The following is a 26,751-nucleotide window of genomic DNA, read 5'->3' on the forward strand; positions in this document are numbered from 1 at the left end:
TTATCCTCGGATCGCCCAGAAAGCCAGGTTCAGCCCCGGGAATTGCCCCGCGATGTAGAACGCAAAACCGCCGGAATTGGCCAGTTGCTGCCAATGCTCGCTGCCCCGGTCCAGTTCGTAATAGGTGGAGCCGGCGTGATACGGGATTTGCCGTGGCGCCACCGGCAGCGGCAGCAGGCCGATGCCCGGTAATTGCAGGTTGACCAGGTTGCGGATGTGCTCCACCGAGCCGACCTTGCTCTGTTGGCCAAAGTGGCTGCGCAGGGTTTCGGCGGGCACGTCGGCGCGCACCACCAGGATGAAGCTGGCGCTGTCGAGCAGGGCCTTGTCGGCCAGCATCGCCACATGGACGCCGTAAGCTTTTTCGACGATCGGAATCGGCGTGGCCTTGCTGTCGATCAGCATCGACAGCGCCTCTCGCAGGGCTTGCATCACCGGCGCGAAACTCAGCGCCAAGTCATCGTGCTGGTACTGCGGGTATTCCTGGGGGCGCCGACCGGACGCGGTAAAGGTCGAGAACTCCCCGGCCAGGCTCACCAGCTCGCTGTAGAACCGCTCGGGGTGCAACGGGCTCAACTGGCTCAAGTGCTGGATCAGCGGCTGGGCACGGTTGACCAGTTGCAACAGCATGAAATCGGCAATTTCCGAGGCACCGCCGGCACCGGACGCCACCACCCGCCCGGCGAGGGCTTCGCCGCGTTGATGAAGCAGGCCCAGCAATTCGCTGCGAAACGCGGCCAGGGGGTTGGAGGCGACCACATCCAGCAACGGCGGGATGTAGGTGTCGTCGAGTACCAAGGCGCGGTCGGCGCGTTTCTCCTTGATTCGTACCAGGCCGATGGCGGCGTAGTCGCTGATGCCATCCTGGGCTACCAACAATCGCAGCGCCCTCGACCCCACGGCCACCGGGGCCTGGTTTTCGAACGGTGCGTTGTCGTCCCGTACTTCGCGCACCTGGCTCACGTAGCGCGCAGCGCCCAGGGCTTCGCCTTCGTCGACCGTATCACGCGCACCGGCGCGCTTGAGCGGCAAGGCCAGGTACACCAAGCCATCGCGCAGGTTGTCATCGACATTCAGCGGGCTCGGTGCCAGGTCATCCTGGGGAATGTTGAATGGCGTGCCGTCCGGCAACAGGCCCCGCGCCGAGATGATCGCCAGTTTGCCCTGGGCCAGCAGGCCCTGGTCGATCAGCAATTCGGAGAAACCCCAGGCGCCGGCCGACAACGGGCGGCTCCGGGCGTCGATGAGGTTCTCCAGGTAACGGTCATGCTGCTGGAAGTGCTGCGTTCCAATGAACATGCCTTCCGACCAGACCACACGATTGTTCCAGGACATGGGGAGCTCCGATTGCTTATTGGGCAGGGCTGGATGGGGAAACCACGACGGCGCTGCGCACGGCGCGCACGTCGAGGCTGATCTGGTATTCGGTGTATTGGCGCGGCGGGACATTCATTACCGTGCGCCACAACGACTGATCCAGCTCGCGATACCCCACCAGTACGCCGATATGGCGGGTGGCCGGGTCGAGGTCGCGCTGCAGGCTCAGCTGCTGGCCGGGCTGGATCAGCACTTCGTCCTGGTCGATCAGATCTGCGCCGAGCGTCGCCTGGGCCCGTTCGGCCAATGCGAAATAATCGGAACGGCCGAAGGTGGCAGCATTTTTCAATTCGAAAATGCGCACTCGAACCGGAGCTGGCTGGCCAGTGGCGCCGGGGTTGAGCCCGGCAATGGCGTGAAAGTGCAACTCGACCGCGGCAGTGTCGGCCTCGGCCTCGGCCTCAACGGCCTCGGGTTTGGCCGTGTCCTTGGCACATGCGCTCAGCAGAAGCGCGGTGGCTACTGCGAGTAAAAACCTGGGAATCATCCTGCGTCCTCAATGACGTTTCAGCTATCCGTTGTTCCGTTCTTTGCTATGCATGACGTTATGCGACGGCGACGCTCAGTGGCGGCGCTGCCTTGTGCTGTGCTCTTCGTAGGCGCGGCTGAATTCCCGACCGAACAGGTCCTGGAAATCCTCTTGGGCCTCGCGGGAAATATTGCTGTAGAGCTCGGTGAACTGGTGCCAGTACTGGGCCTGTCGCGAGCCAGTGAAAATGCCCGACAGACCACCGGGCTTGCCCATGCGCTCTTCCAGTTGCGCCGGCTCGAAGCGCGTCAGCAGGTGTTTGATCGCAGCTTCTACACCGGCCATCACCGCCAATTGGTGGGCACGCAAGTCGTCGAAGCTGTCGCGCACAGCCTGGTCCGGCGCCATGAACGCCTGATTGCTGTGGCGCAACAACAACAGCAATGCTTCATCGACGTTGGGAGCGAATTTCAGCGGGTTGTTTTCCACCGGTTGAATCATTGTCTGTTGTATGCGGAACTCGCCCTTGAGGCTGCTGCGGGCGCGCAAGACATCGATCAGGCCTTCGACCATCAGCCGATAACTGCGCCCGATGCTTTCCATTTGCGCCTCGGCCTGAGCCTTGTCCAGGCGCACTTGATCCAGACCGGCGCCGCGCAGGAAGGCTTGCAACAGGTCGGGTTGAGCATTGTCGGCCGGGCCGACCGGGCGTTCGACGATGGCCACGGGTGGTTCACGCAGTGGCACAGGCTCGATCGGTACGCTGATTTGCGGTACGGGTGGCGGCGTAACCTCTGCAACAGGCAAGGGGACGATAGCCACCGGCGCAGGCTTGTCGCTGAACAGGTCCCAATCTTCCGGAATCACCTGGGCCGACACCAGCGGTGCAGGTCCGGCCACGGGTGTTGGGTGGGGGATCGGGGTCGGCGGGCGGAAGTCGTGCTGCTCGGCCGGGACATGGTCGGGCTGGGTAGCCGGCGGGACGCTGGTCGGTGTCAGAAAATCGAACAGGTCCGGCATCGTGTCCATGGCCGATACGCCCTGAAAATGTGCAGGTGGTGTCACGGGCAACGATGTCGGCGTATTCACGACGGCGCCCTGACGCCCCATCAGGGCCTCGAAGCTGCTGGACGAATCGGCGAAAGGGTTGTTGTCGGTCGCCGGCAGACTGAAACTGATTCGTGCCTGGATTTCATAATCACCAATACGGATTACTTCTCCATCTTGCAACGGCTCGCTGTTTCCTTTGCGCAGACGAATGCCGGCCTTGACCAATTCCACACCGTTAGTGCTGTTATCGGTTAAGTAATACCGGCCATCTTTATATTGAATAACGCAATGTTTGCCGGAAACCAGACGCTCAGGGTCGGGCAATACCCAGTCATTATCAGAGTTGCGGCCTATTGCCAGCACGCCCTGATCCATGGATTTTTCAGGGCATTGGCCAGGGGTAATTTTGTGATAACTAGTGATAGTCAAACACAGCGACATCTTGCCTCCTTGCTGAACACTTTGCGCGCGGGCGAATCGGGATTCACTCCCGCCAGACTCGGTCCGACAACCTTGCAAACAACCTCGAAAACCGCTTTTTGCCAGCATGATTGCTGATCTTAACCGGCTAGCGTGACAAAAAACCTGCATCAGTGCCCGCCTCGACCAAGCGGTCGCGCGGGTTGACAAGCACCTCACATCTGTCACACAAGGGAAATAGCTTACCTTGACAAGCCATAAGTACTACACCAAAAATGCATAACTTCTTGAATATAAATGATGGCACTTTAAGATCATCGCGCATCCAAAGATGCCAATACACGCAAGGAAACATGTGAAGTTCCACCTGGAACTAACGTGTGAAATGCCCGACTCTGTCAGCGGGCGATAGGGAGATCAAATTCAGTGGAAGTGCCTTTGCTGCTCGCCGCCGTTTCCGCGACTTCGCCTTGCGGTGAAGATCTGGAATATGACGCGGATTTTTTGCGCCTGGAACGCGATTCCCTGGGCCAGCCCGAGCGCAGCATGGGCGATTCGATATTGCCTGCCTCCCCCCCTGAATGGCGCAGCATCCAGCAGCAAAGCCTGGATTTGTTGCAACGCAGCAAAGACCTGCGCATCACCCATTTCCTTTTGCAAAGTTCCCTTGCCCTCGAAGGCGTCACCGGCCTGGCCCGTGTCCTGACGCTGATCAGCGAACTGCTCAAGCAATACTGGGCCGACCTGCATCCGCGCCTGGATGCCGAAGACGACAACGACCCCACCGTGCGCATCAATGCCCTCGCCGGCCTGACGTCCGATGCCACCATTCGCCTGCTGCGTGAAAGCATCCTGGCCCGTTCGCGAACCTTTGGCGCTGTCAGCCTGCGCGCCGCCGCCAATGCCAGCGGCCTGCAAAGCTTCCCTGACGAAAGCCTCGGCGCCGAGCAGCTCGCCGGGGCGTTCCTCGACAGCGATCCCGAACAGTTGGAAATCACCCGCGCAGCTTTGCACGAGGCCCGCAGCGTCGCCGAGGCCATCGAGCAACAGATCAGCGAGCAAGTCGGTTCCGCCCAGGGCGTTGACCTTGGCCCGTTGAAGCAACCGCTAAAAATGGCCTTGCAGATTCTCGGCCAGTTCGCCCCGCAGAGCGGCGACAACCCCCTTCCCGACTCCGTCAGCGACGACAGTGCCGCGCCAGTTGAATACCTGCCCACCGCACCGAGCGCACCGAGCGCACCGCGCAGCACTGGCGAAATCAACAACCGTGACGACGTACTGCGCAGCCTGGACCGGATTCTTGCGTATTACACCCGACATGAGCCCTCCAGCCCACTGCCGGTGCTGTTGAACCGGGCGAAGAATCTGGTGCATGCCGACTTTGCGGCCATCGTGCGCAACCTGATTCCCGACGGCATGAGCCAATTTGAAAACCTGCGCGGACCAGACAGCGAATAAAAGCGAACGGATCACGCAGTCACGTCATCGGCACCGCCGATGACGCCAACACCGTCGCTTGAGCGACCAGGAGCAGCAACGTGGCGAAGCAAAGTTCTCAGAAATTCATCGCGCGCAACCGCGCGCCTCGAGTGCAGATCGAGTACGACGTCGAGCTCTACGGCGCCGAGAAAAAGGTCCAGTTGCCCTTCGTCATGGGCGTCATGGCGGACCTCGCCGGCAAGCCCGCCGAGCCTCTGGCGCCTGTGGCCGATCGCAAGTTCCTCGAAGTGGATGTCGACAACTTCGACTCGCGCCTCAAGGCCATGCAGCCACGCGTGGCGTTCCATGTGCCCAACGAGTTGACCGGCGAAGGCAACCTGAGCCTGGACATCACCTTTGAAAGCATGGACGACTTCAGCCCGGCCGCCGTGGCGCGCAAGGTCGATTCGCTGAACAAGCTGCTCGAAGCGCGGACCCAACTGGCCAACCTGCTGACCTACATGGACGGCAAGACCGGTGCCGAAGAAATCATCATGAAGGCCATCAAGGATCCGGCGCTGCTCCAGGCGCTCGCCAGTGCGCCGAAGCCAGCCGAGCCTCAGGCTTAATCAGGACGAATGATCATGACCGATTCAGTACGTGCAGACGCCCAGACACTGGGCACCACCGAAGAAGCCAGCGAGTTCGCCTCCCTGCTGCTGCAAGAATTCAAACCCAAGACCGACCGCGCCCGCGAAGCCGTCGAGACCGCCGTGCGCACCCTGGCCGAACAGGCCCTGGCGCAGACCGACCTGGTGTCCAACGACGCCATCAAGTCGATTGAGTCAATCATCGCCGCCATCGACGCCAAGCTCACTGCCCAGGTCAATCAGGTCATCCACCACCCCGATTTCCAGCAACTGGAAAGCGCCTGGCGTGGCCTGCATTACCTGGTCAACAACACCGAGAGTGATGAGCAGCTGAAGATTCGCGTGCTCAACATCTCCAAGACCGACCTGCACAAGACCCTGAAGAAATTCAAGGGCACCGCGTGGGACCAAAGCCCGATCTTCAAGAAGATGTACGAAGAAGAATACGGCCAGTTCGGCGGCGAACCTTACGGTTGCCTGGTGGGCGATTACTACTTCGACCAGTCGCCGCCGGATGTCGAGTTGCTGGGCGAGTTGTCGAAAGTCTGCGCCGCCATGCACTCGCCGTTCATCGCAGCCGCATCGCCGACCGTGATGGGCATGGGCTCGTGGCAGGAACTGTCGAACCCACGCGATCTGACCAAGATCTTCACCACCCCGGAATACGCCGGCTGGCGCTCGCTGCGCGAATCGGAAGACTCGCGCTACATCGGCTTGACCATGCCGCGCTTCCTCGCGCGTCTGCCGTATGGCGCCAAGACCGATCCGGTGGAAGCCTTCGCCTTCGAAGAAAACACCGACGGCGCCGACAGCTCCAAGTACACCTGGGCCAACGCCGCTTACGCGATGGCGGTGAACATCAACCGCTCGTTCAAGCACTTCGGCTGGTGCTCGCGCATTCGTGGCGTGGAGTCTGGCGGTGAAGTGGAAAACCTGCCGGCGCACACCTTCCCGACTGACGATGGCGGCGTGGACATGAAGTGCCCGACCGAAATCGCCATTTCGGATCGCCGTGAAGCGGAACTGGCGAAGAACGGTTTCATGCCGTTGCTGCACAAGAAAAACACCGACTTCGCCGCGTTCATCGGCGCCCAGTCGTTGCAGAAACCGGCCGAATACGACGACCCGGACGCCACCGCCAACGCCAACCTGGCCGCGCGCCTGCCGTACCTGTTCGCCACCTGCCGTTTCGCCCATTACTTGAAGTGCATCGTGCGCGACAAGATCGGCTCCTTCAAAGAGAAGGACGAAATGCAGCGTTGGTTGCAGGACTGGATCCTCAACTACGTCGACGGTGACCCGGCGCACTCCACCGAAACCACCAAGGCCCAGCACCCATTGGCGGCGGCCGAAGTGATCGTCGAGGACGTGGAAGGCAACCCGGGGTACTACAACTCCAGGTTCTACCTGCGCCCGCACTATCAGCTCGAAGGTCTGACCGTGTCGCTGCGACTGGTATCCAAGCTGCCTTCGGCCAAAGGCGCGTAAAAACTGCAGCGGCACGCTTGTGTGGGAGCCGGGCTTGCCCGCGATGGCATCAACGCGATCCGGCTGAAAACCGCGGCGCCTGCATCGCGGGCAAGCCTCGGCTCCCACAGGTTTTGTGCGTTGACTGGCATTGGGACAGACCCGAAAAGAGCGTGATGCTGCAGGAGCTTCGAACAGATTTCGCAAGGTCGGCGTTAACCAAACAATGTGGTAGAGACCACACAGGGAGAAAACATGGCTGTTGATATTTTCATCAAGATCGGCGACATCAAGGGCGAGTCCATGGACAAGGCCCACAAGGACGAAATCGACGTCTTGAACTGGAGCTGGGGCATGTCTCAGTCCGGCAACATGCACGTGGGCAGCGGTGGTGGTGCAGGCAAGGTGAACATCCAGGACCTGTCGCTGACCAAGTACGTCGACAAGGCCACACCGAACCTGATGATGCACTGCGCCAGCGGCAAGCACATCGACAAGGTCAAGCTGACCGTGCGCAAGGCCGGCGGCGAAAGCCAGGTCGAGTACATGATCATCAACCTGGAAGAAGTGCTGGTCACTTCCCTGAGCACCGGCGGCTCGGGTAGCGATGATCGCCTGACCGAAAACCTGACCCTGAACTTCGCCAAGGTGCTGGTGGACTACCAGCCGCAAAAAGCCGATGGCACCAAGGAAGGCGGGCCGGTCAAGTTCGGCTGGAACATCCGTCAGAACGTCAAGGTGTAATCGAAGATGCCCCCGGCGTTATACGCCGGGGGTGTTTTGGTGCTTGCTCGAATCCAATCCTTTCCCATCCGGTGTCTGAGTCATGGCCAAGCCTTCGTTTATCAATTTGTGGAAAGCCTATTCCGATCTCCTGGTTAAGTACCCTGACGCAAAGCCCTGTGAAGGGCCTTGGGAAAATCAGTGTGCTATCCGCATGAGCATGACGCTCAATGCAGAGCTGACCATCAAGGTCAACAAATCCACCTATACCGAACCCAAATGTGCACATGAGCATGCCAGGGGTGCCGAGTCGCTGGCGAACTGGTTGTGGAAGCATCATCTGGGGCGGCCACTGATTCTCGGTGGAAGTGCCGAAGAACGCCGCAAGTTGCAAGACAAGACCGGGCTCATCTTTTTCAAGGATTGTTTCCAGCAGTCAGGGGAGTCTGCTGACAATCGCACCGGCGATCATATCGACCTATGGAATCGTGGCTTGACCATTGGCCGCTACAACGACCCTGCCTACCGATCAAAAGCCATCTGGTTCTGGGAGCTGACATGATCAGATCCAGCCGAAACCTGGCGGCCCTGTGCTGCGTGCTGTCGAGCCTGTGGGCGTGCGCCGGCCAACAGGCTGCCCCTGCTTCCGAGGATCAGGTTGTCACCCTGGGCGAGCAACGACTGACGCTGGGGAACGATCAGCAGCAATGCGTGTTGCGTAAACCGGATCAGAGCGTGCTGCCACTCGAGATGCCATGGCCGTGCCAGTTTGCGGTCGACCGGCAGGGCAAACCTCACGTCGAATACTTCAACAACGTACCGATCGTGATCGTGCTGCATATGAGCGTTGATCCTGCGAACAGTCGCGAATGCCGGTCCGAGTACCGCGCCGTACGCCAGGTCAAAGGCCAGCTCGAACCTTCGGTGGTCGCGCGCAGTGCCAGTTGCCTGCGAGGCGCAGGCGATCAGAAAGATTACACAGCTCTTTTCCTTTGGTAACCGACCTCATATGCGATCGTCCACGACTCTGCGCATCGCTCAAGACAGATTGGGCTTTGAAGGTTGAAATGATTAAACGAATCCTGTTGATACTGCTGTCGGGCGGCCTGCCGAGCCTCAATGCCTGGGCCGAACAGCAACCATCCGCTGCACCCGGCAATCAGGTAGTTGTCGCCGGACAAACACTGACCCTGGAAAGCCACGATCAGCAATGCGCCTTGCGCAAACAGGACCAAAGCCTCTTGAAACTGGACATGCCGTGGCCTTGTTTTCTGAGTGTCGACCGAAAAGGTCAACCACGGGTCGAGACCTTCAACAACGCCCAAATCATTATCGTGGAGCACTCCACGCCCGAGCCCCCTCCGAGCCGTGATTGTGACGCTCGGTATCAGGCCATCCGCCAAATCAAGGGCCAGCCCATGGAAGTGTCGAAGGTCGCCCATAGTGCTGGCTGCATGACCGGCGTCATGGACCAGAAAAATTTCGTGGCGCATTTCTCGTGGTAACCGAAATTGCCACCCGCGATCGCCTGCAACCGTCCCTGCTGGACCGGTTGACCGACGACGACCCGAGCAACGTCAAGGAAAGCGCCGACAAGCGCGTGCTATCCCTGAGCCAACTCAAAGCCTCCGTACTGCGTGACCTGGCGTGGTTGCTCAACACCACTTCATTGCTCAGCGCCGATGCGACGTTGCACACCCCGGCCGGCACGTCGGTGGTCAACTTCGGGCTGCCAGCCCTGGCCGGCAACAGTGCGTCGAACGTCGATATCGCAGCGCTTGAAGCGCTGATCCACCAGGCTATCGCCACGTTCGAACCGCGGATTCTGCGTAACACCTTGCGCGTGCGGGCCCGGGCATCCGCCGAGATGAACCACAACGCCCTGAGTTTCGAGATCGAAGGCGATCTCTGGGCTCAGCCAGTGCCGCTGCGCCTGATGCTGCAAACCGACCTGGACCTGGAATCCGGCCATGTGCGAGTGATCAACGCCGACCAGCGGAGACGCTCATGAATCCGCGCCTGCTGGAACTGTACAACCAGGAATTGCACCACGTGCGCGAAAGCGCGGCGGAGTTCGCTCAGGAATACCCGAAAATCGCCAGTCGGCTGACGTTGTCCGGCATGGACTGCGCCGACCCGTATGTCGAGCGCTTGCTGGAGGGGTTCGCTTACCTGACGGCGCGGGTACAGCTCAAGCTCGATGCCGAATATCCGACTTTCACTCATAACCTGCTGGAAATCGCTTATCCCCATTACCTGGCGCCGACACCGTCGATGACTGTGGTGCAATTGCAGGCCGACCCCGATGAAGGCTCGCTGAGCAGCGGCTTCCCCCTGCCCCGGGACACGGTCCTGCGCGCCGCCCTGGGCCGCGAAACCCAAACCTGCTGTGAGTACCGCACCGCCCACGCGGTGATGTTATGGCCATTGCAGGTCAGCCAGGCCGAGTACTTCGGCAACCCGTCCGCCATGCTCGGGCGCTTGGCCGCCAGTGAACCCAAGGCCAAGGCCGGCCTGCGCCTGACCCTGCGCACGGGCGCCGAACTGCCATTCAGCAGTCTGGCTCTGGACAACCTGCCGTTGTACCTCAGTGGCGCAGACGAGCAGCCCTTCCGCCTCTATGAACAGCTGCTGGGCAATGTCTGCGCCGTGTTCGCCCGTCAGCCCGGCGGCGCTTGGGTGGAACGCCTGCCGCAGGACGCACTGCGTTCCCAGGGATTCGACGATACCGACGCCGCGCTGCCCGTGGTCCCGCGGGCCTTCCAGGGCTATCGCCTGTTGCAGGAATACTTCGCCCTGCCCCACCGTTTTCTGTTTGTCGACTTCACACAGTTGAGCCGGGCGGTCAAACGCTGCGACGGCCAGGAACTGGAATTGATCGTGCTGTTCGACCGTCACGATCCGAGCCTGGAAGGCATCGGAGCCGCGCAGTTCCTGCCGTTCTGCACCCCGGCCATCAACTTGTTTCCCAAGCGCCTGGACCGCATCCACTTGTCGGAACGGGTCAATGAACACCATGTGATCGCCGACCGCACCCGGCCAATGGATTTCGAGATTCATTCCCTGACCGCCCTCACCGGCCACGGCACCGGGTCGGAGCAGCCTTTTTTGCCGTTCTATGCGGTACGCGATCCGTCTCGTTACGGCCGCGATCAGGCCTGGTACACGGTGCGGCGCGAACCTCGCATGCTGTCCAGCGGCCAGCGGCGTAACGGCCCGCGCTCGACTTACATCGGCAGCGAAACCTTCGTCAGCCTGGTGGACAGCCAGCAGGCGCCTTATCGCCACGACCTGCGCCAACTGGGCGTAACGGCGTTGTGCACCAACCGCGACCTGCCGCTGTTCATGAGCGTGGGCAATAGCAAGACCGACTTCACCCTGGCCGACAGCGCACCGGTAGCGGCGGTGCGCTGCGTGGCAGGCCCGAGCCGCCCACGCGCCAGCCATGCCCACGACGCCAAGGCCTGGCGGTTGATCAGCCAGCTTTCGCTGAATTACTTGTCCCTCAGCGAGCAAGGCCAGGGCGCCGCCGCCCTGCGCGAATTGCTGCGCCTGTACGGCGACAGCAACGATGCGGCGTTGCAATTGCAGATCGAAGGCCTGCGCGAAGTCAGCAGCAAGGCCTGCACCCGACGCTTGCCGATGCCGGGCCCGATCGTGTTTGGTCGTGGCCTGGAGATCACCCTGGAATTCGATGAAAACGCGTTTCGCGGCACTGGAGTCTTCTTGCTCGGTGCAGTGTTCGAGCGCTTCCTGGCACGCTACGTGTCGATCAACAGTTTTACCGAGACGGTGATCCGTACCACCGAACGCGGCGAGATCATGCGATGGAAAGCCAAGCCCGGACGCCGTCCGACCCTGTGAGTACCCTGGACGCGATGCACCAGGAGCCCTGGGAATATGACTTCTTCCAGGCGTTGCGCCGCATCGAGTGCGAATCGCCTGAACTGCCACGCCTGGGCCATTCGTTGCGCCTGGCCGATGATCCGTTGCGCCTTGGGCAACAGGCCGATTGCACCTTCGCCCCGTCGACCCTGGCTTCGGTACAGCCGGGCGTCGACGGTTCGCCGGCGCGCCTGGAGCAGTTCTTTTTCGGCCTCGGCGGCCCCAACGGTCCATTGCCGCTGCACATCACCGAATATGTGCGCGAACGCCAGCGCAACAACGCCGACAGCACCAGTAAACGCTTCCTGGATGTGTTCCATCACCGCCTGCTGAGCCTGTTTTACCGGGCCTGGGCCGAAGCGCGGCCGACGGTCAGCCATGATCGCCCGGACGATGACTACTGGTCGGCACGCCTGGCTGCACTGAGCGGTCGGGGCATGCCGAGCCTGCTCAAACAAGGGCTGATCCCCGACACGGCGAAGCTGCATTACAGCGGTCATCTGTCGGCACAAACCCGCTACCCGGACGGCTTGAAGGCCATTCTCAGCGAGTACTTCGGCCTGCCGGTGGAGATCGAAGAGTACGTCGGCCAATGGCTGGAGCTGCCGGAGCGCAGCCGCGTGGGCGCCAGCGCCCATCAATTGGGCGTGGATTTTTGCCTGGGCCGTTACGTCTGGGATCGCCAGCACAAATTCCGCATTCGCCTGGGGCCACTCAAGCTGGATGACTACATGGGCATGCTGCCCGGTAGCCAACCCTTCAATGAACTGGTGGCCTGGGTGGCCGAATACCTGGGCCATGAACTGGACTGGGATCTGAACCTGGTTCTGAAACAGCCCGAAGTACCGGCACTGCAACTCAATCGCCGCTTCCGTCTGGGGTTCAATACCTGGCTGGGCCGGCCCGAAAAAGATGCCAAGGATTTAATACTGGCCCGGCACTACGCCGAGCAGGCCAACACCTCACAGATCTCAAGGAGCCATGAGCATGGGTGAAATCAGTCGCGCCGCGTTGTTCGGCAAACTCAACAGCGTCGCCTACAAAGCCATCGAAGCCGCCACCGTGTTCTGCAAGTTGCGCGGTAACCCTTACGTGGAACTGGTCCACTGGTTTCATCAGTTGCTGCAATTGCAGGACTCGGACCTGCACCGCATCATCCGTCAGTTCAATATCGAGCCGGCGCGCCTGGCCCGGGACCTGACCGAAGCCCTGGACCGTTTGCCACGGGGCTCGACTTCAATCACTGACTTGTCTTCCCATGTGGAAGAAGCCGTGGAACGCGGCTGGGTCTATGGCAGCCTGATGTTCGGCGAAAGCCAGGTGCGTACCGGTTACCTGGTGTTGGGCATCCTCAAGACACCGAGCCTACGCCATGGGCTACTGGGGCTATCGGCAGAGTTTGACAAGATCAAGGTCGAGGCCCTGAGCGAGCGTTTTGACGAATACGTCGGTGACTCGCCGGAAAATGCGCTCAGCGCCAGCGATGGTTTCAACGCAGGCAGCGTGCCCGGTGAAGCCAGCGGTGCCATGGCCCCAAGCGCCATGGGCAAGCAGGAAGCGCTCAAGCGTTTTACCGTCGACCTCACCGAGCAGGCCCGCAGCGGCAAGCTAGATCCGATTGTCGGGCGTGACGAAGAAATCCGCCAACTGGTGGACATCCTCATGCGCCGTCGGCAGAACAACCCGATTCTGACCGGTGAAGCCGGCGTCGGTAAAACCGCCGTGGTCGAAGGTTTTGCCCTGCGCATCGTCGCCGGTGACGTGCCGCCGGCGCTCAAGGACGTGGAACTGCGCAGCCTCGACGTCGGCCTGTTGCAGGCCGGCGCGAGCATGAAAGGTGAATTCGAACAGCGCCTGCGCCAGGTCATCGAAGACGTCCAGGCCTCGCCAAAACCGATCATCCTGTTTATCGACGAAGCCCACACGCTGGTAGGTGCCGGTGGCGCCGCCGGCACCGGGGACGCGGCCAACCTGCTCAAACCGGCCCTGGCCCGGGGCACCCTGCGCACCGTGGCCGCCACGACCTGGGCCGAGTACAAGAAGCATATCGAGAAAGACCCGGCCCTGACCCGCCGCTTCCAGGTGGTGCAAGTCGCCGAGCCGTCCGAAGACAAGGCGCTGCTGATGATGCGCGGCGTGGCCTCGACCATGGAGAAACACCATCAGGTGCAGATCCTCGACGAAGCCCTGGAAGCCTCGGTCAAGCTGTCCCATCGCTACATCCCGGCGCGCCAGTTGCCGGACAAATCCGTGAGCCTGCTGGATACCGCCTGCGCCCGCGTCGCCATCAGCCTGCACGCCGTGCCGGCGGAAGTGGACGACAGCCGTCGTCGCATCGAGGCGCTGGAAACCGAACTGCAAATCATCGCCCGCGAGCATGCCATCGGCATCGTCATCGGCGCCCGCCAGAGCAACAGTGAAAACCTGCTGGCCGCCGAGCGCGAACGCCTGGCCGAACTCGAAAGCCGCTGGGCTGAAGAGAAAACCCTGGTGGACGAACTGCTCGCCACCCGCGCCACCCTGCGCGAAAGCGTCGGTGTGGTAGACAGCGACGTTGGCAGTGAAGACAGCCACGCCCTGCGCGAGAAACTGGTGGACCTGCAACAGCGTCTCAGTGCGCTACAAGGGGAAACCCCGCTGATTCTGCCGACGGTCGATTACCAGGCCGTGGCCTCGGTGGTCGCCGACTGGACCGGCATTCCGGTAGGCCGCATGGCCCGTAACGAACTGGAAACCGTGCTCAACCTCGACCAGCACCTGAAGAAACGCATCATCGGCCAGGACCACGCCTTGCAGATGATCGCCAAACGCATCCAGACCTCCCGCGCGGGCCTCGACAACCCGAGCAAGCCGATTGGCGTGTTCATGCTCGCGGGCACCTCCGGCGTGGGCAAGACCGAAACGGCCCTGGCCCTGGCCGAAGCCATGTACGGCGGTGAGCAGAACGTCATCACCATCAACATGAGCGAATTCCAGGAAGCTCACACCGTGTCCACCCTCAAGGGCGCGCCACCGGGCTACATCGGCTATGGCGAAGGCGGCGTGCTGACCGAAGCCGTGCGGCGCAAACCCTACAGCGTGGTGCTGCTGGACGAAGTGGAAAAAGCCCACCCGGACGTGCATGAGATCTTCTTCCAGGTCTTCGACAAAGGCGTGATGGAGGACGGCGAAGGACGGGTGATCGACTTCAAGAACACCTTGATCCTGCTGACCACCAACGCTGGCACCGAGTTGATTGCCCGTGTCTGCAAAGACCCGCAAAACGTGCCTGAGCCCGAAGAGATCGCCAAGGCCCTGCGCCAGCCGCTGCTGGAGATTTTCCCGCCGGCATTGCTGGGCCGCCTGGTGACCATTCCGTACTACCCGCTCAGCGACGAGATGCTCAAGGCCATTACCCGTCTGCAACTCAACCGCATCAAGAAGCGCGTGCAGAACACCCATAAAGTGGCGTTCGATTACGACGACGCGGTGATCGACCTGATCGTCTCCCGCTGCACCGAAACCGAAAGCGGTGGGCGGATGATCGACACCATCCTGACCAACAGCCTGCTACCGGACATGAGCCGCGAGTTCCTCACCCGCATGCTCGAAGGCAAAGCGCTGGCAGGCGTGCGGATCAGCGCCCGGGATAACGAATTGCACTACGACTTCAGCGACGCAGCCTGACCTGACCAGAACACGGTTAGTGTGGGAGCGGGCTTGCTCGCGAAGGCGTTGTGTCAGCCAACATCAATGTCGCTGACAGATTGCATTCGCGAGCAAGCCTGCTCCCACACTTGATCCGGTTCCGGCAGGTGAAAAATGGCGCGTGCCCATCATCAGATGGCGGTGCCACGGTTGGTACCCGGCTGGACAATCAACAGTTCGTCCAGTTCACGCTTCCTGCAACGCATAACAAACCGCAGTGCAGCATCCGGGTCGCGCTTAAAAAGATCAAAGGTCGCGCGATCAACTTCATAGTATTCCTCGTAGTCGACCATGCCGTTGCTGACCGGTATAGATACGTAAAATCGGCCCGAGTCTTGTTCGAAGCCCACGGAGAACATGTGTTCACGACTTACCAAAATATCTTGAAATTTCACGGTCATCTCTAAAACGCTAATACCGTTCAACTGAGGTCGTTTAGTGAAATGCTTCCGGCATCGATTACATCCAGCGATCTATAACTCATCAGATATTGGCAGGCACGTAGTCCGGCCCTCCAAGTTTGTCCCTGACGTTCAGGGCGGTACGCATCAACGGCTCCCATAAACCGTTCTCGCTGTTCCAACTGCCACCAGCCCAACGTGTATCCAGGATAAGCGCTGCCTTATTGATCTCAAGCTGCCTTCGAAGGGCTAAGGCCACGGACCCCATGTCGATTTCGAACAGCTCGGCATAGAGCCCCTCGGGCTCCTCGCGCTTTTGGTTCAGGCAATATCGGTAATACCTAAGCCAGCCCGCTGCGGCATAGATCGCCCGATTACGATCGGGGTAGGTCGCGAGAAGCTTGAGAAAAGCCGCCACGAAGCGTGCGGGGAAGTTGGCGTCGCGGGTCTGCAGCCAGTAACGCAACACCAGCAAATCGAAGGCCACGACGATATTCTGCGGTTCATCGTAGTCGTTTTTGGCTTCTTGAAAGTAGAACGGCTCGCCTACGAGGAATTTATCCAATTCGTCATAGGCCAGGGCAAGCAGCAATACATTGTCTAGATTGGTACTCATTGAAAACTCTCCCCTTGTTGCCATGGCTCAAGCGTCCGCAAGAAGGTATTGGCCGGGCTGCGTCCACGAGACTCTCAAATACTTACCGCTCAGCAAACCCATGTCCCGAAAGTATTCAAAGACTTCAGACGGACACCATTCCTTACCCGCCGAAAAGGCCACTCCCAGTAAACGTAGAGCATCCAATACCTTGGCCTTCTGCGTGCCGTCCGGGACATCCAAAAAATAAACATCATTCTCTGCCGTCTTCGAAAACCCGATTGCACGCAAAGCGGAGTCCAGCGTGCGATCAATAATTCGAACGCGAATTGAGTCAGCGTCTGCTTTTTCCACGTACGCCCTTAGCGCTTCACCAGGCTCAAAAATATTGATGCTCTGGTCCTGCCAGGTATCGGGGATGTCAAGATCGGCTTCTTGAATGCGGTAAGAGGTCACAGTAATCGCCTTCCATGGACGTGAGGTGACGCGCGGAGGAGCAGATATTCAGGTAATGCCTGGCAACAATCAAGAACCTGGTTCCTCTCCCCCAAGTAACGAACTACATTATGCCTTCAGCGTAACCGCCCCAGGCGATCACGCTCCTCTGTACGAGCTGCCGAAGGCTGCGATCTCTTGATATTTAAAGTCAAAAGGCTGCAATCTTGCGCAGCGTCAAAAGGATTGCGGCAGCGATAAGGACAACCATGTTATTCAACCAAGCCTCACGCCTGGCAAAGATCACCAGCCCTCTGGGACCTGAAGTGCTGTTGCTCAAGGACATGGGCGGCGGCGAAGAGTTGGGGCGGCTGTTCAACTATGAGCTGCAGCTGCACTCGCTGGACAATGCCATCGACCTCAACCAGTTGCTCGGCAAACCCATGTGCCTGAGCCTGCAACTGGACGACGGTGGCGAGCGCCATTTCCATGGCATCGTTGCCCGTTGCAGCCAGAACGTCGATCAGGGCCAGTTCGCCAGCTACCAGGCCACGCTGCGGCCCTGGCTTTGGCTGCTGACCCGCACCTCCGATTGCCGGATTTTCCAGAACCTGACCATCCCGCAGATCATCAAGCAGGTGTTCCGCGACCTGGGCTTTTCCGATTTCGAAGATGCCCTGAGCCGGCCCTATCGCGAGTGGGAATACTGCGTGCAGTATCGCGAAACCAGTTTCGATTTCGTCAGCCGCCTGATGGAGCAGGAAGGGATCTACTACTTCTTCCGCCATGAACAGGGTCGTCATGTGCTGGTGCTGGCCGATGCCTACAGCGCCCACACCAGCGCGCCCGGCTACGCTTCGGTGCCGTATTACCCCAAGAATGAACAGCAGCGCGAACGCGATCACATCCACGATTGGCACCTGGCCCAGGAAGTCCAGCCGGGCTCGCTGGAACTCAACGACTATGACTTCCAGCGCCCCAGCGCGCGAATTGACGTGCGCTCGGCCATGCCCCGTCCGCACACCGCCGGCGATTATCCGCTGTACGACTACCCCGGCACCTATGTGCAAAGCGCAGACGGTGAACATTACGCCCGTACCCGCATCGAAGCCTTGCAGACCCTGCACGAACAGGTCGAGCTCTCAGGCAACGCCCGGGGCTTGGGCTCGGGTCATTTGTTCAGCCTCACCGGCTTCAGCCGCCAGGACCAGAACCGCGAATACCTGATCGTCGGCACCCGCTACTCCATTTCCCAGGAAAGCGGGGAAACCGGCATTGGCGCCGCCTCGGCGCAGTTCGAAAGCAGCCTGACCTGCATCGACGCACAACAAAGCTACCGGCCCCTTCCCAATACCCACCGCCCCATCGTCAAAGGCCCGCAGACGGCATTGGTGGTCGGCCCCAAGGGCGAGGAAATCTGGACCGACCAGTTCGGTCGGGTGAAGGTGCATTTCTATTGGGACCGCCACGACCAGTCCAACGAAAACAGTTCGTGCTGGATTCGCGTGTCGCAATCCTGGGCCGGTAAAAACTGGGGCTCGATGCAGATCCCACGGATCGGCCAAGAAGTGATCGTCAGCTTCCTCGAAGGCGACCCAGACCGACCGATCATCACCGGTCGCGTCTACAATGCCGAACAGACCGTGCCCTACGACTTGCCGGAAAACGCCACCCAGAGCGGCATGAAAAGCCGTTCGAGCAAGGGCGGCTCACCGGCGAATTTCAACGAAATCCGCATGGAAGACAAGAAAGGCGCCGAGCAGTTGTACATCCATGCCGAGCGCAATCAGGACATCGTGGTCGAGGCGGATGAAAGCCACTCGGTGGGTCACGACCGCAACAAGAGCATTGGGCATAACGAGACGGTGACCATCGGCAACAACCGCCTGCGTATCGTCAAACAGGAAGACATTCTGTCGGTGGGCCAGCGCAAGACCGACAGCATCAGCCAGAGCTACGTCATTGAAGTGGGTGAGAACCTGCGGCTGGTCTGTGGTGAAAGCATCCTGGAGCTCAATGCCAGCGGCCAGATCAACCTGACCGGCGTGCAAATCAGCTTCTATGCCAGCGGCGATGCCGAGATCAACACCGGCGGCGTGCTGCACCTGAACAACGGCGGCGGCCCTGGCGCCACGCCTGACGGCCAGGGCGTCAAGGCCAGCATCGACGCCAACATCAATGCCGCGTTTCCCAAGCCCAAGGGCTAACCACGAGATTCAAGCGCCATGACTTACCGCATCAATGAGTTCCAGTTCCAGCTGCCGGCAGGCGAACTGCAAGACGCGTCGATCAACATCCTCAAGTTCCCTGAACTGGGCACTTCGCTGATTGTCAGCCGCAGCTTGCTGGCCGAGGGCGAAACTCTGCAAAGCAACTTCGACGACCAGCTCAAGCGCCTGGAAAAACAAGTGCAAGACTTGCGTTTTCAACCGGGCGTCGCCGTGCGCCTAGGGGCCAACCAGGAAGTCGAAGGCATCGAATTGCGCAGCCAGTTCAACAAGGGCAACGACAAAGTCTTCCAGTATCAGTTGGCGCTGGTATTGCCCGGCACCCGCAAAATGCTCGCCCTGAGCTACGTGAAGGCGGAAAAACTCGGCGATGCCGAAGCCGCGCATTGGGCGACCATCAAGAATTCACTGTTGTTCGACGTTCCGGCCTGATGAGCACCCTGCATGTCTGACGCGCTCTGGGCTGCCCGACTGGGCGATGCACTCGACCACACCTCGATGATGGCCGACATTCTTGGCGGCGTGCTGGAGGTGGCAGCGAACATCGCGATTACTGCGCTGGCGACGGCTGCCGTGGTGGCGGCCACGGGCATCACCGTCGCCACCGGCGGGCTCGGGTGTTTCCTGCTTGGCGCGGTGGTGGGCACGATCGTCGGCCTTGCCATGAGCAAGACCGGCGCCGACAAGGGTTTAAGCAACCTGTGCGAGAGTTTCAGCAACGCGCTGTTTCCACCCACGGTGCAGGCGAACATTCTCACCGGTTCCACCAACACCCTGATCAACAGCATTCCCGCCGCCCGCGCCGCCGGGGCGATTCCGTCCCATGTCGCGCCGGCCGGCACTGAGCTGGAGGCACCCGAGCCCGAAGCCGAGCCCAGCTATCTGGACATGGCCGAGAGCTTCTTCTCCCAGATGTGGCGCCCCACCGTCGCCACCCCGGCACCCGGCGCGGTGCCCAAGCCGCTGGACCTGCTCGTCTGCATGAAGCATCCGCCGATGCCACCGCAGTTCATGGCCGAGGGCTCGGACAAAGTCACCATCAATGGCCAGCCCGCCGTGCGCAGCGGCGATCGCAGCACCTGCGATGCCAAGGTCGTATCGTCCGGGCTGATTTCCTCCAACGTGACCATTGGCGGCGGTTCGGTGGTGGTGCGCGAGATCCGCAGCGGCAAGACCCCGGGCGTTGGGCTGGCGGTCACCGCGTTGCTGATGCTCAAGGGTGGCAAGGGGAAGTTCTTCAGCAAATTGCCGTGCATGCTGGTCGGTGGCGCGACGTCGATGGCCGTCAGCAGCGCGATGGGCGCCATGGCCAACGCCGCCATGGGTTCGTCGAACCCGGTGCATGCCGCCACCGGGGCCAAGGTGCTGGGGGGCGATGAAGAGCTGGATTTCGTGTTGCCCGGGGTCTTGCCGATCGATTGGCAACGCGTCTACAACAGCCGCGACGAGCGTCGTGATGGGTTGTTCGGGGCGGGTTGGAGTGTGTCCTACGAGGTGCAGGTTGAAATCCTGCCTCACCCGGAGGGCGGCGAAACGTTGGTCTACACCGATGAACAGGGCCGGCGCATCGACATGGGTTCGATCCCCCTGGGCGGCGCGGTGTTCAGCGCGGGTGAAGGGCTGAGCGTTCGACGGCACGTTAATGGGCAGTTACTGATTGAAAGCGATGACGGCATCTACCGTTTGTTCAATCCAACGCCGGGCAATGCAGCGTTGCTGCGTCTTGATCAATTGGGTGATCGCAACGACAACCGCATCCACCTCGACTATGACGACGCCGGACGCCTTGTAAAACTGCGCGACACCTTTGACTTGGTTCAGGTGGAATTGACCTACCTTCAGACACGGGTCAGTCAGGTGGAACGGGTCTACCCGGACCAGCATCGCGAAGTGCTCGTCAGCTATGGCTATGACACGGTGGGCAATCTAACCGAAGTGCGCGACGCCACCGGCCAGGTGCAACGGCGCTTCACCTACGATGCCGGGCGGCGGATGGTCGAGCATCAGTTGCCCACGGGGCTGCGTTGCTTCTATGAATGGGCGTTGATCGAAGACCGTGAATGGCGCGTGGTCCGACACTGGACCGACGAAGGCGATGCTTACCAGTTCGACTATGACCTCATCGCCGGTGTCACGCGCATCACCGATGGCTTGCAGCGCGTCAGCACACGGCGCTGGAACACCCAGCACCAGATCACCCAGTACACCGACAACCTCGGCCACACCTGGCAGTTCGAGTGGAACGACGAACGCCAATTGCTCAACGCCACCGACCCGCAGGGCGGGCACTACGAATACAGCTACGACGACGCCGGCAACCTGATCGGCGAAACCGACCCCCTGGGCCGCAGCGACTCGACCCTATGGCTGGAACACTGGGCCCTGCCGCTGGTGGAAACCGATGCCGCGGGCAACAGTTGGCAATACCGCTACGATCAGCGCGGCAACTGCATCGCCGAGACCGATCCGCTGGGCCACGTTACCCGCTACCGCTACGACGCCCACGGCCAGGTCGTCGAGATCATCGACGCCACCGGCAAAAGCAAAAAGCTGCGCTGGAACCCGTTCGGCCAATTAATCGAACACATCGATTGCTCGGGTTATCCGACGCGGTTCAGCTACGACAACCGCGGCTATCTGCAAACCATCACCGATGCCCTCGGTGAGCGTACCCAGTTCAGCTACGACGCCCAGGGGCGATTGCTCAGCAGCCAATTGCCGGACGGGCGCACCGAGCAATATCAGCGCGACGTCAGCGGCCAGCTGACCGGTTATACCGACCCGGCCGGGCACACCACGCTCTATCAACACAACCGTCGCGGCCAGGTGCGTCAGCGTACCGACGCCCATGGCCGGCAGGTGCAGTTCGGGTATGACCGCTATGGGCGGCTGCAAGCGCTGACCAACGAGAACGGCGAGAGTTATCGGTTTGCCTGGGATGCCGCTGACCGACTGATTGAACAACAAGACCTCGACGGCAGCGCCAAGCGCTACACCTATGACCTGTTGGATAACGTCGCGGCGGTCACGGCTGTTCCGGCGCCTTACGGCAGCGGCCTGGCCGTCGTCCCCGAGTCGCCCCCCGCTCCCATCGTTCACCGACTGGAACGCGACGCCGTCGGCCGGCTGATCGCCAAAGTCACCGACGATGGCCGCACCGACTACTCCTACGACTCACTGGACCAGCTCACCGCCGTCACCTTCACCGACCACCAGGGCAACGCACAAGCCCTGAGCTTCGCCTACGACGCCCTCGGCCAGTTGCTCGAAGAACAAAGCGCGGCCGGCAGCCTGCAACACCACTACGACGAACTCGGCAACCTGATCCAGACCCAACTGCCCGACGGCCGCTGGCTCAATCGTCTGTACTACGGCAGCGGCCACCTGCACCAGATCAACCTCGACGGCCAGGTCATCAGCGACTTCGAACGCGACCGCCTGCACCGCGAAGTGCTGCGCACCCAAGGCCAGATCAGCACCCGTAGCGACTACGACCGCAGCGGGCGCCTGCGCTCACGCCAACGCCGACACACCAGCCAGCCATCGCTGCTGCCGGCCGCCGTGCAGAAACATTTCGAGTACGACCCCGCCGACAACCTGATCGGCAAACTCGACCAGCAACCCGCCACGCAACACCGCCAACTGCTGCACTACGACGCCACCGGCCGCATCATCGCCAGCCAGGACAGCCTGCACGGCCAGCGCGAAACCTTCGCCTACGATGCCGCCGCCAACCTGCTGGACGGTCCGCAACCCGGCGCCGGGCTGGTGGTGCACAACAAACTGCTGACCTATCAGGACAAGCGTTATCGCTACGACGCGTTTGGCCGGATGATCGAAAAACGCAGCGCCAAACGGGGCTTGCAGCGCTTTGCCTACGACACCGAAAGCCGGTTGATTGAAGTGCACAACGCAAACGGCAGTGTGGTCAGGATGACCTACGACCCACTGGGTCGGCGCATCGAAAAAACCGAGCACGACGGCAAGGGTTATCCACTGGGAGAAACTCACTTCACCTGGGACGGCCTGCGCCTGTTGCAGGAACACCGCCACCAGCAAACCAGCCTGTACCTCTATGAAGACGACGGCTACGAACCCTTGGCCCGCGTCGACGGCACCGGCCCGCTGCAAAAGATCCGCTACTACCACAACGACCTCAACGGCCTGCCGGAGCAGCTCACCGAAGCGGACGGCCACAACGTCTGGCAGGCGACTTATCGGGTGTGGGGCAACACGTTGGAAGAGGTGTGCGAGCCGTACTACATTGAGCAGCAGAACCTGAGGTTTCAGGGGCAGTACCTGGATCGGGAGACCGGGCTGCACTACAACACGTTTCGGTTCTATGACCCGGATGTAGGAAGGTTCACTACACCTGACCCGATAGGGTTAGCGGGTGGATTAAATCTTTATCAATACGCTCCGAATCCTTTCGAGTGGGTCGACCCCAAAGGCTTGGCGTGCAGCGCCTACAAGGGAAAACTGAATCAAAAAGCATCACAGATGCGCGTATTGACTAAAGGCTCAAAAGAGTGGAAGCAAGCAGTCATAGATAACAAGATGGCCATGGCAAACGGGGAAAAATTCCAAGTAAAGGTAAAATCAAGCTCAGATGCCAAGGCCTTCTTGAAAGAATCACAAGGCAATATGAACCGCTATAAGGCTCATACTCAAAGCGCTCGTGCCGATGGTGTAGCAAAATACCCTAAAGGTTACGAGCAACACATGGCTCCAGAGGACGGCTTTGGGGACACACCTCATATCAAGTGGTACAACAATGGAGGGGATGGTCATATTTTCTATGACGTTCCAAACTAGAATGAAAAATAATTATCGGCTGGAAAAACTGAAAAAGTTTGAATTAGGTCCAAATGAAAGCAGAGAGGCTATCTATTCAATGATGTTACGGCCAACACTTTCAGGTGATTTCATTCAAGCACTCGACTCACTTAGAGATCTGGGGCCTCACATGACTTCAGATTACTATTATGTGGCACACAAACTGATCGCTTACAAAGGTAAAAAAATGATTTTCAAGGGAGAGCTGTATAAGGCAGAAAGAAACGATCTCTTGAGTTTTCTTGATGACGCCGTGACATCAGGTGATCTGCGCGAGTTATTAATCTCTCCAATCCAGGCACATCCAAACAGCAAAACAATATACATTTCAGAAGATGCAATTTATTTGTATGCGGCAGGATAATGCTAAGTGCCAGAATAAAAGTTTTCAGGTATTACCGGAGCATGGACTTTCCTGCAAAAGCCACATTGCACAAGGGTTTTCAGCCTGACGGAGCCCAGAAGATGGGCGATACCGAAGCCGCGCACTGGGCAATCTTCAAGGCGGTAAAGGGGGTCTGGTTCCGAATACAAAAGGTGAGAAAGCGGTCCGGGTAAATCATGACAGCATGTGGAAAACCTTAAAAAATGGACATATTCAATCTACTTTCATACAAGCTTGAAAATTTCCTGAACATCCGGCCGTGTCCAACGAAGCTGGGCGCTGTTTTTTACGAAGAAGACGAGCCCTCACTGCTGTCTGTCGTCGCCAGAAAACGCAACGGTTCGACCTTCTATGTGAGCCGCTGGCACGATTTGTTTTCCGTAAGCGCTTTAGAAAAGTCCATGTTGAGAAACGGTTTCGCGGAGTCGGACTGCTATGCCCTTCTCTTGGTCCTGTCCCGCTTTGGCTATCTGCTTGAAATCGACAACCGTCAACGAACCAACAAAGACTATTTTATTTTCTTCTATCTGATTCAGTTGATCAGCTTGAAGAACAGTCCTCTCGACGCGGATGCACAGCTCAGGAACTACATGCTCAGGTTCCTGCTTTTCGAATTGAGTATCGACGACGAAGCGTATCGACGGTTCAGCATCAAGGATAATCAGCTGATAATGGCTACCGACTCTCTGGGGCCTGTAGCTTTTTTGGATGTTATCGACTTAGTTTACAAAGCGATCAAGTTTGATAGTAGAAAAGAACATGAATTGTTAAGCGCGTTGAAAAACTATCAAACAAGCATCGTCACATTATTGACCGAACCCGACGACACAAATTACCGTTTCAGGCTTAATGACCGTCACAGCGAACTCATGTATCCCGATGTATTTTTGCACGCATACGCTGAAAACAAGAAGCAGATATTTAATGCTTTGATCGATACGGTCAACCCCCTTCAATCAACGGAAAATCTGTTTGTTTCCAATATTATTTTAATGAATTACTCCTTTCATATTTTGAAAAACAAGCCTCGCGAAATTCTAAAACTGAAAAAATACGTCAATAATGAGACACTGTTCAGCAAACTGCTGGAAGCAATAATCACTCGTCGAATGGCAATCAATAAATCATTATTCGAAAAAATATCCATAGGCCAGGATTTATCCTCGATAAAAGACAATCCAGCCTCGTTCTACAATATCTTGTACAGCCTATAGAAGCCCTCATAAACGGCCCCCTAAACCGTGCAGTGAAGCTCATTAGCAGCGAATGAATGCGAGCGATAAGAACCTTGCCGAGCCCAAATAGCTGGATTTTTTGAAGATGGAACAACTGGAAGACGAATACCCCGGCGATGCCGATTGGCAGGTCGTGGATCTGTATAACCAAGTCTATTTCGACGACGACGCCCGCACGCTGGCGAAAGCCTTGGATGGCAACCTCGATATGGCGGTCGTCCTTAACGGTAAAAGAGGTCTTGAGGAAGGGTTGTGGTGGATCGAACAGCAAGTGCCCGCCCTGGATAACATACGGCCAGCCGATTGCCTCAAAAATCCCAAGCTGATCAAACGCTTGAGGACTGCGCTAATGCGCATGCCGTAACGACAAGGATAGAAGTGCAATGGAAGGCATCGAATTGCGCCACAAGCGCAACGATTACGCAGCCGTCAGACGCTTACGTCGGATGACCATCCCGCATGTCTGACGCACTTTGGGCCGCCCGGCTGGGCGATGCGCTCAACCACACCTCGATGATGGCCGACATTCTTGGCGGCGTGCTGGAGGTGGCGGCCAACATCGCGATCACCGCGGTGGCGACGGCTGCCGTGGTCGCGGCCACCCGCATCACGGTCGTCACCGGGGGGGTTGGGTTGCTTCGTGCTCGGCTTGGTGGTGGGCACGATCGTGGGCCTCGCCATGAGCAAGAGCGGGGCCGACAAGGGCTTGAGTAACCTGTGCGAGAGCTTCAGCAACGCGCTGTTTCCGCCCACGGTGCAGACGAACATTCTCACCGGCTCCACCAACACCCTCACCAACAACATTCCCGCCGCCCGCGCCGCCGGGGCGATCCCGTCCCATGTCGCGCCGGCCGGTACCGAGCTGGAGGCACCCGAGCCGGAAGCTGAAGCCAGTTACCTCGACATGGCCGAAAGCTTCTTCTCCCAGATGTGGCGCCCCACCGTTGCCACCCCGGCGCCCGGCGCGGTGCCCAAGCCGCTGGACCTGCTCGTCTGCATGAAGCATCCGCCGATGCCGCCGCAGTTCATGGCCGAGGGCTCGGACAAGGTCACCATCAACGGCCAACCCGCCTTGCGCAGCGGCGACCGCAGCACCTGCGATGCCAAGGTGGTGGGCTCCGGGCTGATCTCTTCCAACGTGACCATTGGTGGCGGTTCGGTGGTGGTGCGCGAGATCCGCAGCGGCAAAACCCCGGGCGTAGGGCTGGCGGTCACCCCGCTGCTGATGCTCAAGGGCGGCAAAGGGAAGTTCTTCAGCAAATTGCCGTGCATGCTGATCGGCGGCGCGACGTCGATGGCCGTACCGACTACACCTACGACCCATTGGACCAGCTCACCGCCGTCACCTTCACCGACCTGCAAGGCAACGCCCAGACCCTGAGCTTCGCCTACGATGCCACCGGCCAGTTGCTCGCCGAAAACAGCGCCGCCGGCAGCCTGCACCACCACTATGACGAACTCGGCAACCTGATCCAGACCCAACTGCCCG

Annotated in this window: 22 protein-coding genes and 2 pseudogenes; 18 read left to right on the forward strand and 6 right to left on the reverse strand. The window is 59.6% G+C overall.

Annotated features, from left to right (window positions below; genetic code table 11):
• The 3 genes from tssK to tagH all read right to left on the reverse strand — a co-directional run bounded on the left by tssK (nt 1) and on the right by tagH (nt 3,337).
• A complete protein-coding gene (gene tssK, locus AACY49_RS20380) occupies nt 1-1,335 on the reverse strand; it encodes a type VI secretion system baseplate subunit TssK (protein WP_258698165.1) in 1,335 nt (444 codons plus the stop codon).
• Nucleotides 1,336-1,351: 16 nt separating this feature from the next.
• On the reverse strand, nt 1,352-1,864 hold the full coding sequence (gene tssJ, locus AACY49_RS20385) for a type VI secretion system lipoprotein TssJ (RefSeq protein ID WP_258698166.1): 513 nt from the start codon (nt 1,862-1,864) through the stop codon (nt 1,352-1,354).
• Nucleotides 1,865-1,939: 75 nt separating this feature from the next.
• Nucleotides 1,940-3,337: a type VI secretion system-associated FHA domain protein TagH gene (gene tagH / locus AACY49_RS20390; RefSeq protein WP_258698167.1), complete on the reverse strand. Its 1,398-nt coding sequence runs from the start codon at nt 3,335-3,337 to the stop codon at nt 1,940-1,942.
• Nucleotides 3,338-3,742: 405 nt separating this feature from the next.
• Here tagH and tssA point away from each other — a divergent pair, with 405 nt between their 5' ends.
• The 11 genes from tssA to tssH all read left to right on the forward strand — a co-directional run bounded on the left by tssA (nt 3,743) and on the right by tssH (nt 15,126).
• Nucleotides 3,743-4,774 carry a type VI secretion system protein TssA gene (tssA, locus tag AACY49_RS20395; protein WP_339526023.1) on the forward strand — a complete coding sequence of 344 codons (1,032 nt, stop codon included), beginning with the start codon at nt 3,743-3,745 and terminating at the stop codon, nt 4,772-4,774.
• An 80-nt stretch (nt 4,775-4,854) separates the two neighbouring features.
• On the forward strand, nt 4,855-5,364 hold the full coding sequence (gene tssB, locus AACY49_RS20400; RefSeq protein WP_007894500.1) for a type VI secretion system contractile sheath small subunit: 510 nt from the start codon (nt 4,855-4,857) through the stop codon (nt 5,362-5,364).
• 15 nt (nt 5,365-5,379) lie between these two features.
• Nucleotides 5,380-6,873, forward strand: coding sequence for a type VI secretion system contractile sheath large subunit (tssC, locus tag AACY49_RS20405; protein WP_008007702.1), 1,494 nt, complete (start codon nt 5,380-5,382; stop codon nt 6,871-6,873).
• A 234-nt stretch (nt 6,874-7,107) separates the two neighbouring features.
• Complete coding sequence (locus AACY49_RS20410; protein ID WP_258698169.1) at nt 7,108-7,596, forward strand: Hcp family type VI secretion system effector; 489 nt, start codon at nt 7,108-7,110, stop codon at nt 7,594-7,596.
• Nucleotides 7,597-7,678: 82 nt separating this feature from the next.
• On the forward strand, nt 7,679-8,137 hold the full coding sequence (locus tag AACY49_RS20415; RefSeq protein WP_258698170.1) for a type VI secretion system amidase effector protein Tae4: 459 nt from the start codon (nt 7,679-7,681) through the stop codon (nt 8,135-8,137).
• Nucleotides 8,134-8,574 (forward strand): hypothetical protein, encoded by a 441-nt coding sequence (locus tag AACY49_RS20420; RefSeq protein WP_258698171.1) that lies wholly within the window; start codon nt 8,134-8,136, stop codon nt 8,572-8,574. The genes AACY49_RS20415 and AACY49_RS20420 overlap by 4 nt, the downstream gene beginning before the upstream one ends.
• 68 nt (nt 8,575-8,642) lie before the next feature.
• On the forward strand, nt 8,643-9,080 hold the full coding sequence (locus AACY49_RS20425) for a hypothetical protein (protein WP_258698172.1): 438 nt from the start codon (nt 8,643-8,645) through the stop codon (nt 9,078-9,080).
• Nucleotides 9,074-9,586: a type VI secretion system baseplate subunit TssE gene (tssE, locus tag AACY49_RS20430; protein ID WP_258698173.1), complete on the forward strand. Its 513-nt coding sequence runs from the start codon at nt 9,074-9,076 to the stop codon at nt 9,584-9,586. Before AACY49_RS20425 ends, tssE begins: the two co-directional genes overlap by 7 nt.
• A complete protein-coding gene (gene tssF, locus AACY49_RS20435; RefSeq protein WP_258698174.1) occupies nt 9,583-11,439 on the forward strand; it encodes a type VI secretion system baseplate subunit TssF in 1,857 nt (618 codons plus the stop codon). The genes tssE and tssF overlap by 4 nt, the downstream gene beginning before the upstream one ends.
• On the forward strand, nt 11,403-12,455 hold the full coding sequence (tssG, locus tag AACY49_RS20440) for a type VI secretion system baseplate subunit TssG (RefSeq protein ID WP_258698175.1): 1,053 nt from the start codon (nt 11,403-11,405) through the stop codon (nt 12,453-12,455). Before tssF ends, tssG begins: the two co-directional genes overlap by 37 nt.
• A complete protein-coding gene (gene tssH, locus AACY49_RS20445; RefSeq protein WP_258698176.1) occupies nt 12,448-15,126 on the forward strand; it encodes a type VI secretion system ATPase TssH in 2,679 nt (892 codons plus the stop codon). The genes tssG and tssH overlap by 8 nt, the downstream gene beginning before the upstream one ends.
• 152 nt (nt 15,127-15,278) lie before the next feature.
• Here the strand turns inward: tssH and AACY49_RS20450 are convergent, their stop codons facing one another.
• The 3 genes and pseudogenes from AACY49_RS20450 to AACY49_RS31925 form a co-directional block, all read right to left on the reverse strand.
• Nucleotides 15,279-15,542: a hypothetical protein gene (locus tag AACY49_RS20450; protein ID WP_258698177.1), complete on the reverse strand. Its 264-nt coding sequence runs from the start codon at nt 15,540-15,542 to the stop codon at nt 15,279-15,281.
• Nucleotides 15,543-15,630: 88 nt separating this feature from the next.
• Complete coding sequence (locus AACY49_RS20455) at nt 15,631-16,164, reverse strand: hypothetical protein (RefSeq protein WP_258698178.1); 534 nt, start codon at nt 16,162-16,164, stop codon at nt 15,631-15,633.
• A 357-nt stretch (nt 16,165-16,521) separates the two neighbouring features.
• Nucleotides 16,522-16,599: pseudogene (locus tag AACY49_RS31925) on the reverse strand (hypothetical protein); the annotation flags it as partial.
• 248 nt (nt 16,600-16,847) lie between these two features.
• On the opposite strand from AACY49_RS31925, the gene AACY49_RS20465 reads away from it, so the two are divergent.
• From AACY49_RS20465 to AACY49_RS20495, 7 genes and pseudogenes are all read left to right on the forward strand, one after another.
• A complete protein-coding gene (locus AACY49_RS20465) occupies nt 16,848-18,785 on the forward strand; it encodes a type VI secretion system Vgr family protein (RefSeq protein WP_339526032.1) in 1,938 nt (645 codons plus the stop codon).
• Nucleotides 18,786-18,803: 18 nt separating this feature from the next.
• Entirely contained in the window at nt 18,804-19,238 is a 435-nt protein-coding gene (locus tag AACY49_RS20470; RefSeq protein ID WP_339526033.1) for a DcrB-related protein, read from the forward strand.
• Between the two features lie 12 nt (nt 19,239-19,250).
• Complete coding sequence (locus AACY49_RS20475; protein ID WP_339526035.1) at nt 19,251-23,621, forward strand: RHS repeat-associated core domain-containing protein; 4,371 nt, start codon at nt 19,251-19,253, stop codon at nt 23,619-23,621.
• Nucleotides 23,605-24,006, forward strand: a complete 402-nt coding sequence (locus tag AACY49_RS20480; protein WP_339526037.1) for a hypothetical protein — start codon at nt 23,605-23,607, stop codon at nt 24,004-24,006. The genes AACY49_RS20475 and AACY49_RS20480 overlap by 17 nt, the downstream gene beginning before the upstream one ends.
• Before the next feature lie 224 nt (nt 24,007-24,230).
• Nucleotides 24,231-25,241, forward strand: a complete 1,011-nt coding sequence (locus AACY49_RS20485; protein WP_339526039.1) for a hypothetical protein — start codon at nt 24,231-24,233, stop codon at nt 25,239-25,241.
• A gap of 106 nt (nt 25,242-25,347) precedes the next feature.
• Nucleotides 25,348-25,626: a hypothetical protein gene (locus AACY49_RS20490; RefSeq protein WP_339526041.1), complete on the forward strand. Its 279-nt coding sequence runs from the start codon at nt 25,348-25,350 to the stop codon at nt 25,624-25,626.
• Between the two features lie 95 nt (nt 25,627-25,721).
• A pseudogene (locus tag AACY49_RS20495) lies at nt 25,722-26,631 on the forward strand (PAAR domain-containing protein); the annotation flags it as partial.
• Between the last annotated feature and the right edge of the window lie 120 nt (nt 26,632-26,751).

This window comes from Pseudomonas sp. EL_65y_Pfl2_R96 (assembly GCF_963970905.1).
In the GTDB taxonomy this organism is placed as follows: Bacteria; Pseudomonadota; Gammaproteobacteria; order Pseudomonadales; family Pseudomonadaceae; genus Aquipseudomonas.

Excerpts from the sequence above, each read along its gene's own strand:
- tssK (WP_258698165.1), bottom strand. The coding sequence starts at position 1,335 with ATGTCCTGGAACAATCGTGTGGTCTGGTCGGAAGGCATGTTCATTGGA.
- tssJ (WP_258698166.1), bottom strand. The coding sequence starts at position 1,864 with ATGATTCCCAGGTTTTTACTCGCAGTAGCCACCGCGCTTCTGCTGAGC.
- tagH (WP_258698167.1), bottom strand. The coding sequence starts at position 3,337 with ATGTCGCTGTGTTTGACTATCACTAGTTATCACAAAATTACCCCTGGC.
- tssC (WP_008007702.1), top strand. The coding sequence starts at position 5,380 with ATGACCGATTCAGTACGTGCAGACGCCCAGACACTGGGCACCACCGAA.
- AACY49_RS20410 (WP_258698169.1), top strand. The coding sequence starts at position 7,108 with ATGGCTGTTGATATTTTCATCAAGATCGGCGACATCAAGGGCGAGTCC.
- AACY49_RS20415 (WP_258698170.1), top strand. The coding sequence starts at position 7,679 with ATGGCCAAGCCTTCGTTTATCAATTTGTGGAAAGCCTATTCCGATCTC.
- AACY49_RS20420 (WP_258698171.1), top strand. The coding sequence starts at position 8,134 with ATGATCAGATCCAGCCGAAACCTGGCGGCCCTGTGCTGCGTGCTGTCG.
- AACY49_RS20425 (WP_258698172.1), top strand. The coding sequence starts at position 8,643 with ATGATTAAACGAATCCTGTTGATACTGCTGTCGGGCGGCCTGCCGAGC.
- tssF (WP_258698174.1), top strand. The coding sequence starts at position 9,583 with ATGAATCCGCGCCTGCTGGAACTGTACAACCAGGAATTGCACCACGTG.
- tssG (WP_258698175.1), top strand. The coding sequence starts at position 11,403 with ATGGAAAGCCAAGCCCGGACGCCGTCCGACCCTGTGAGTACCCTGGAC.
- tssH (WP_258698176.1), top strand. The coding sequence starts at position 12,448 with ATGGGTGAAATCAGTCGCGCCGCGTTGTTCGGCAAACTCAACAGCGTC.
- AACY49_RS20455 (WP_258698178.1), bottom strand. The coding sequence starts at position 16,164 with ATGAGTACCAATCTAGACAATGTATTGCTGCTTGCCCTGGCCTATGAC.
- AACY49_RS20465 (WP_339526032.1), top strand. The coding sequence starts at position 16,848 with ATGTTATTCAACCAAGCCTCACGCCTGGCAAAGATCACCAGCCCTCTG.
- AACY49_RS20470 (WP_339526033.1), top strand. The coding sequence starts at position 18,804 with ATGACTTACCGCATCAATGAGTTCCAGTTCCAGCTGCCGGCAGGCGAA.
- AACY49_RS20475 (WP_339526035.1), top strand. The coding sequence starts at position 19,251 with ATGTCTGACGCGCTCTGGGCTGCCCGACTGGGCGATGCACTCGACCAC.
- AACY49_RS20480 (WP_339526037.1), top strand. The coding sequence starts at position 23,605 with ATGACGTTCCAAACTAGAATGAAAAATAATTATCGGCTGGAAAAACTG.
- AACY49_RS20485 (WP_339526039.1), top strand. The coding sequence starts at position 24,231 with ATGGACATATTCAATCTACTTTCATACAAGCTTGAAAATTTCCTGAAC.
- AACY49_RS20490 (WP_339526041.1), top strand. The coding sequence starts at position 25,348 with ATGGAACAACTGGAAGACGAATACCCCGGCGATGCCGATTGGCAGGTC.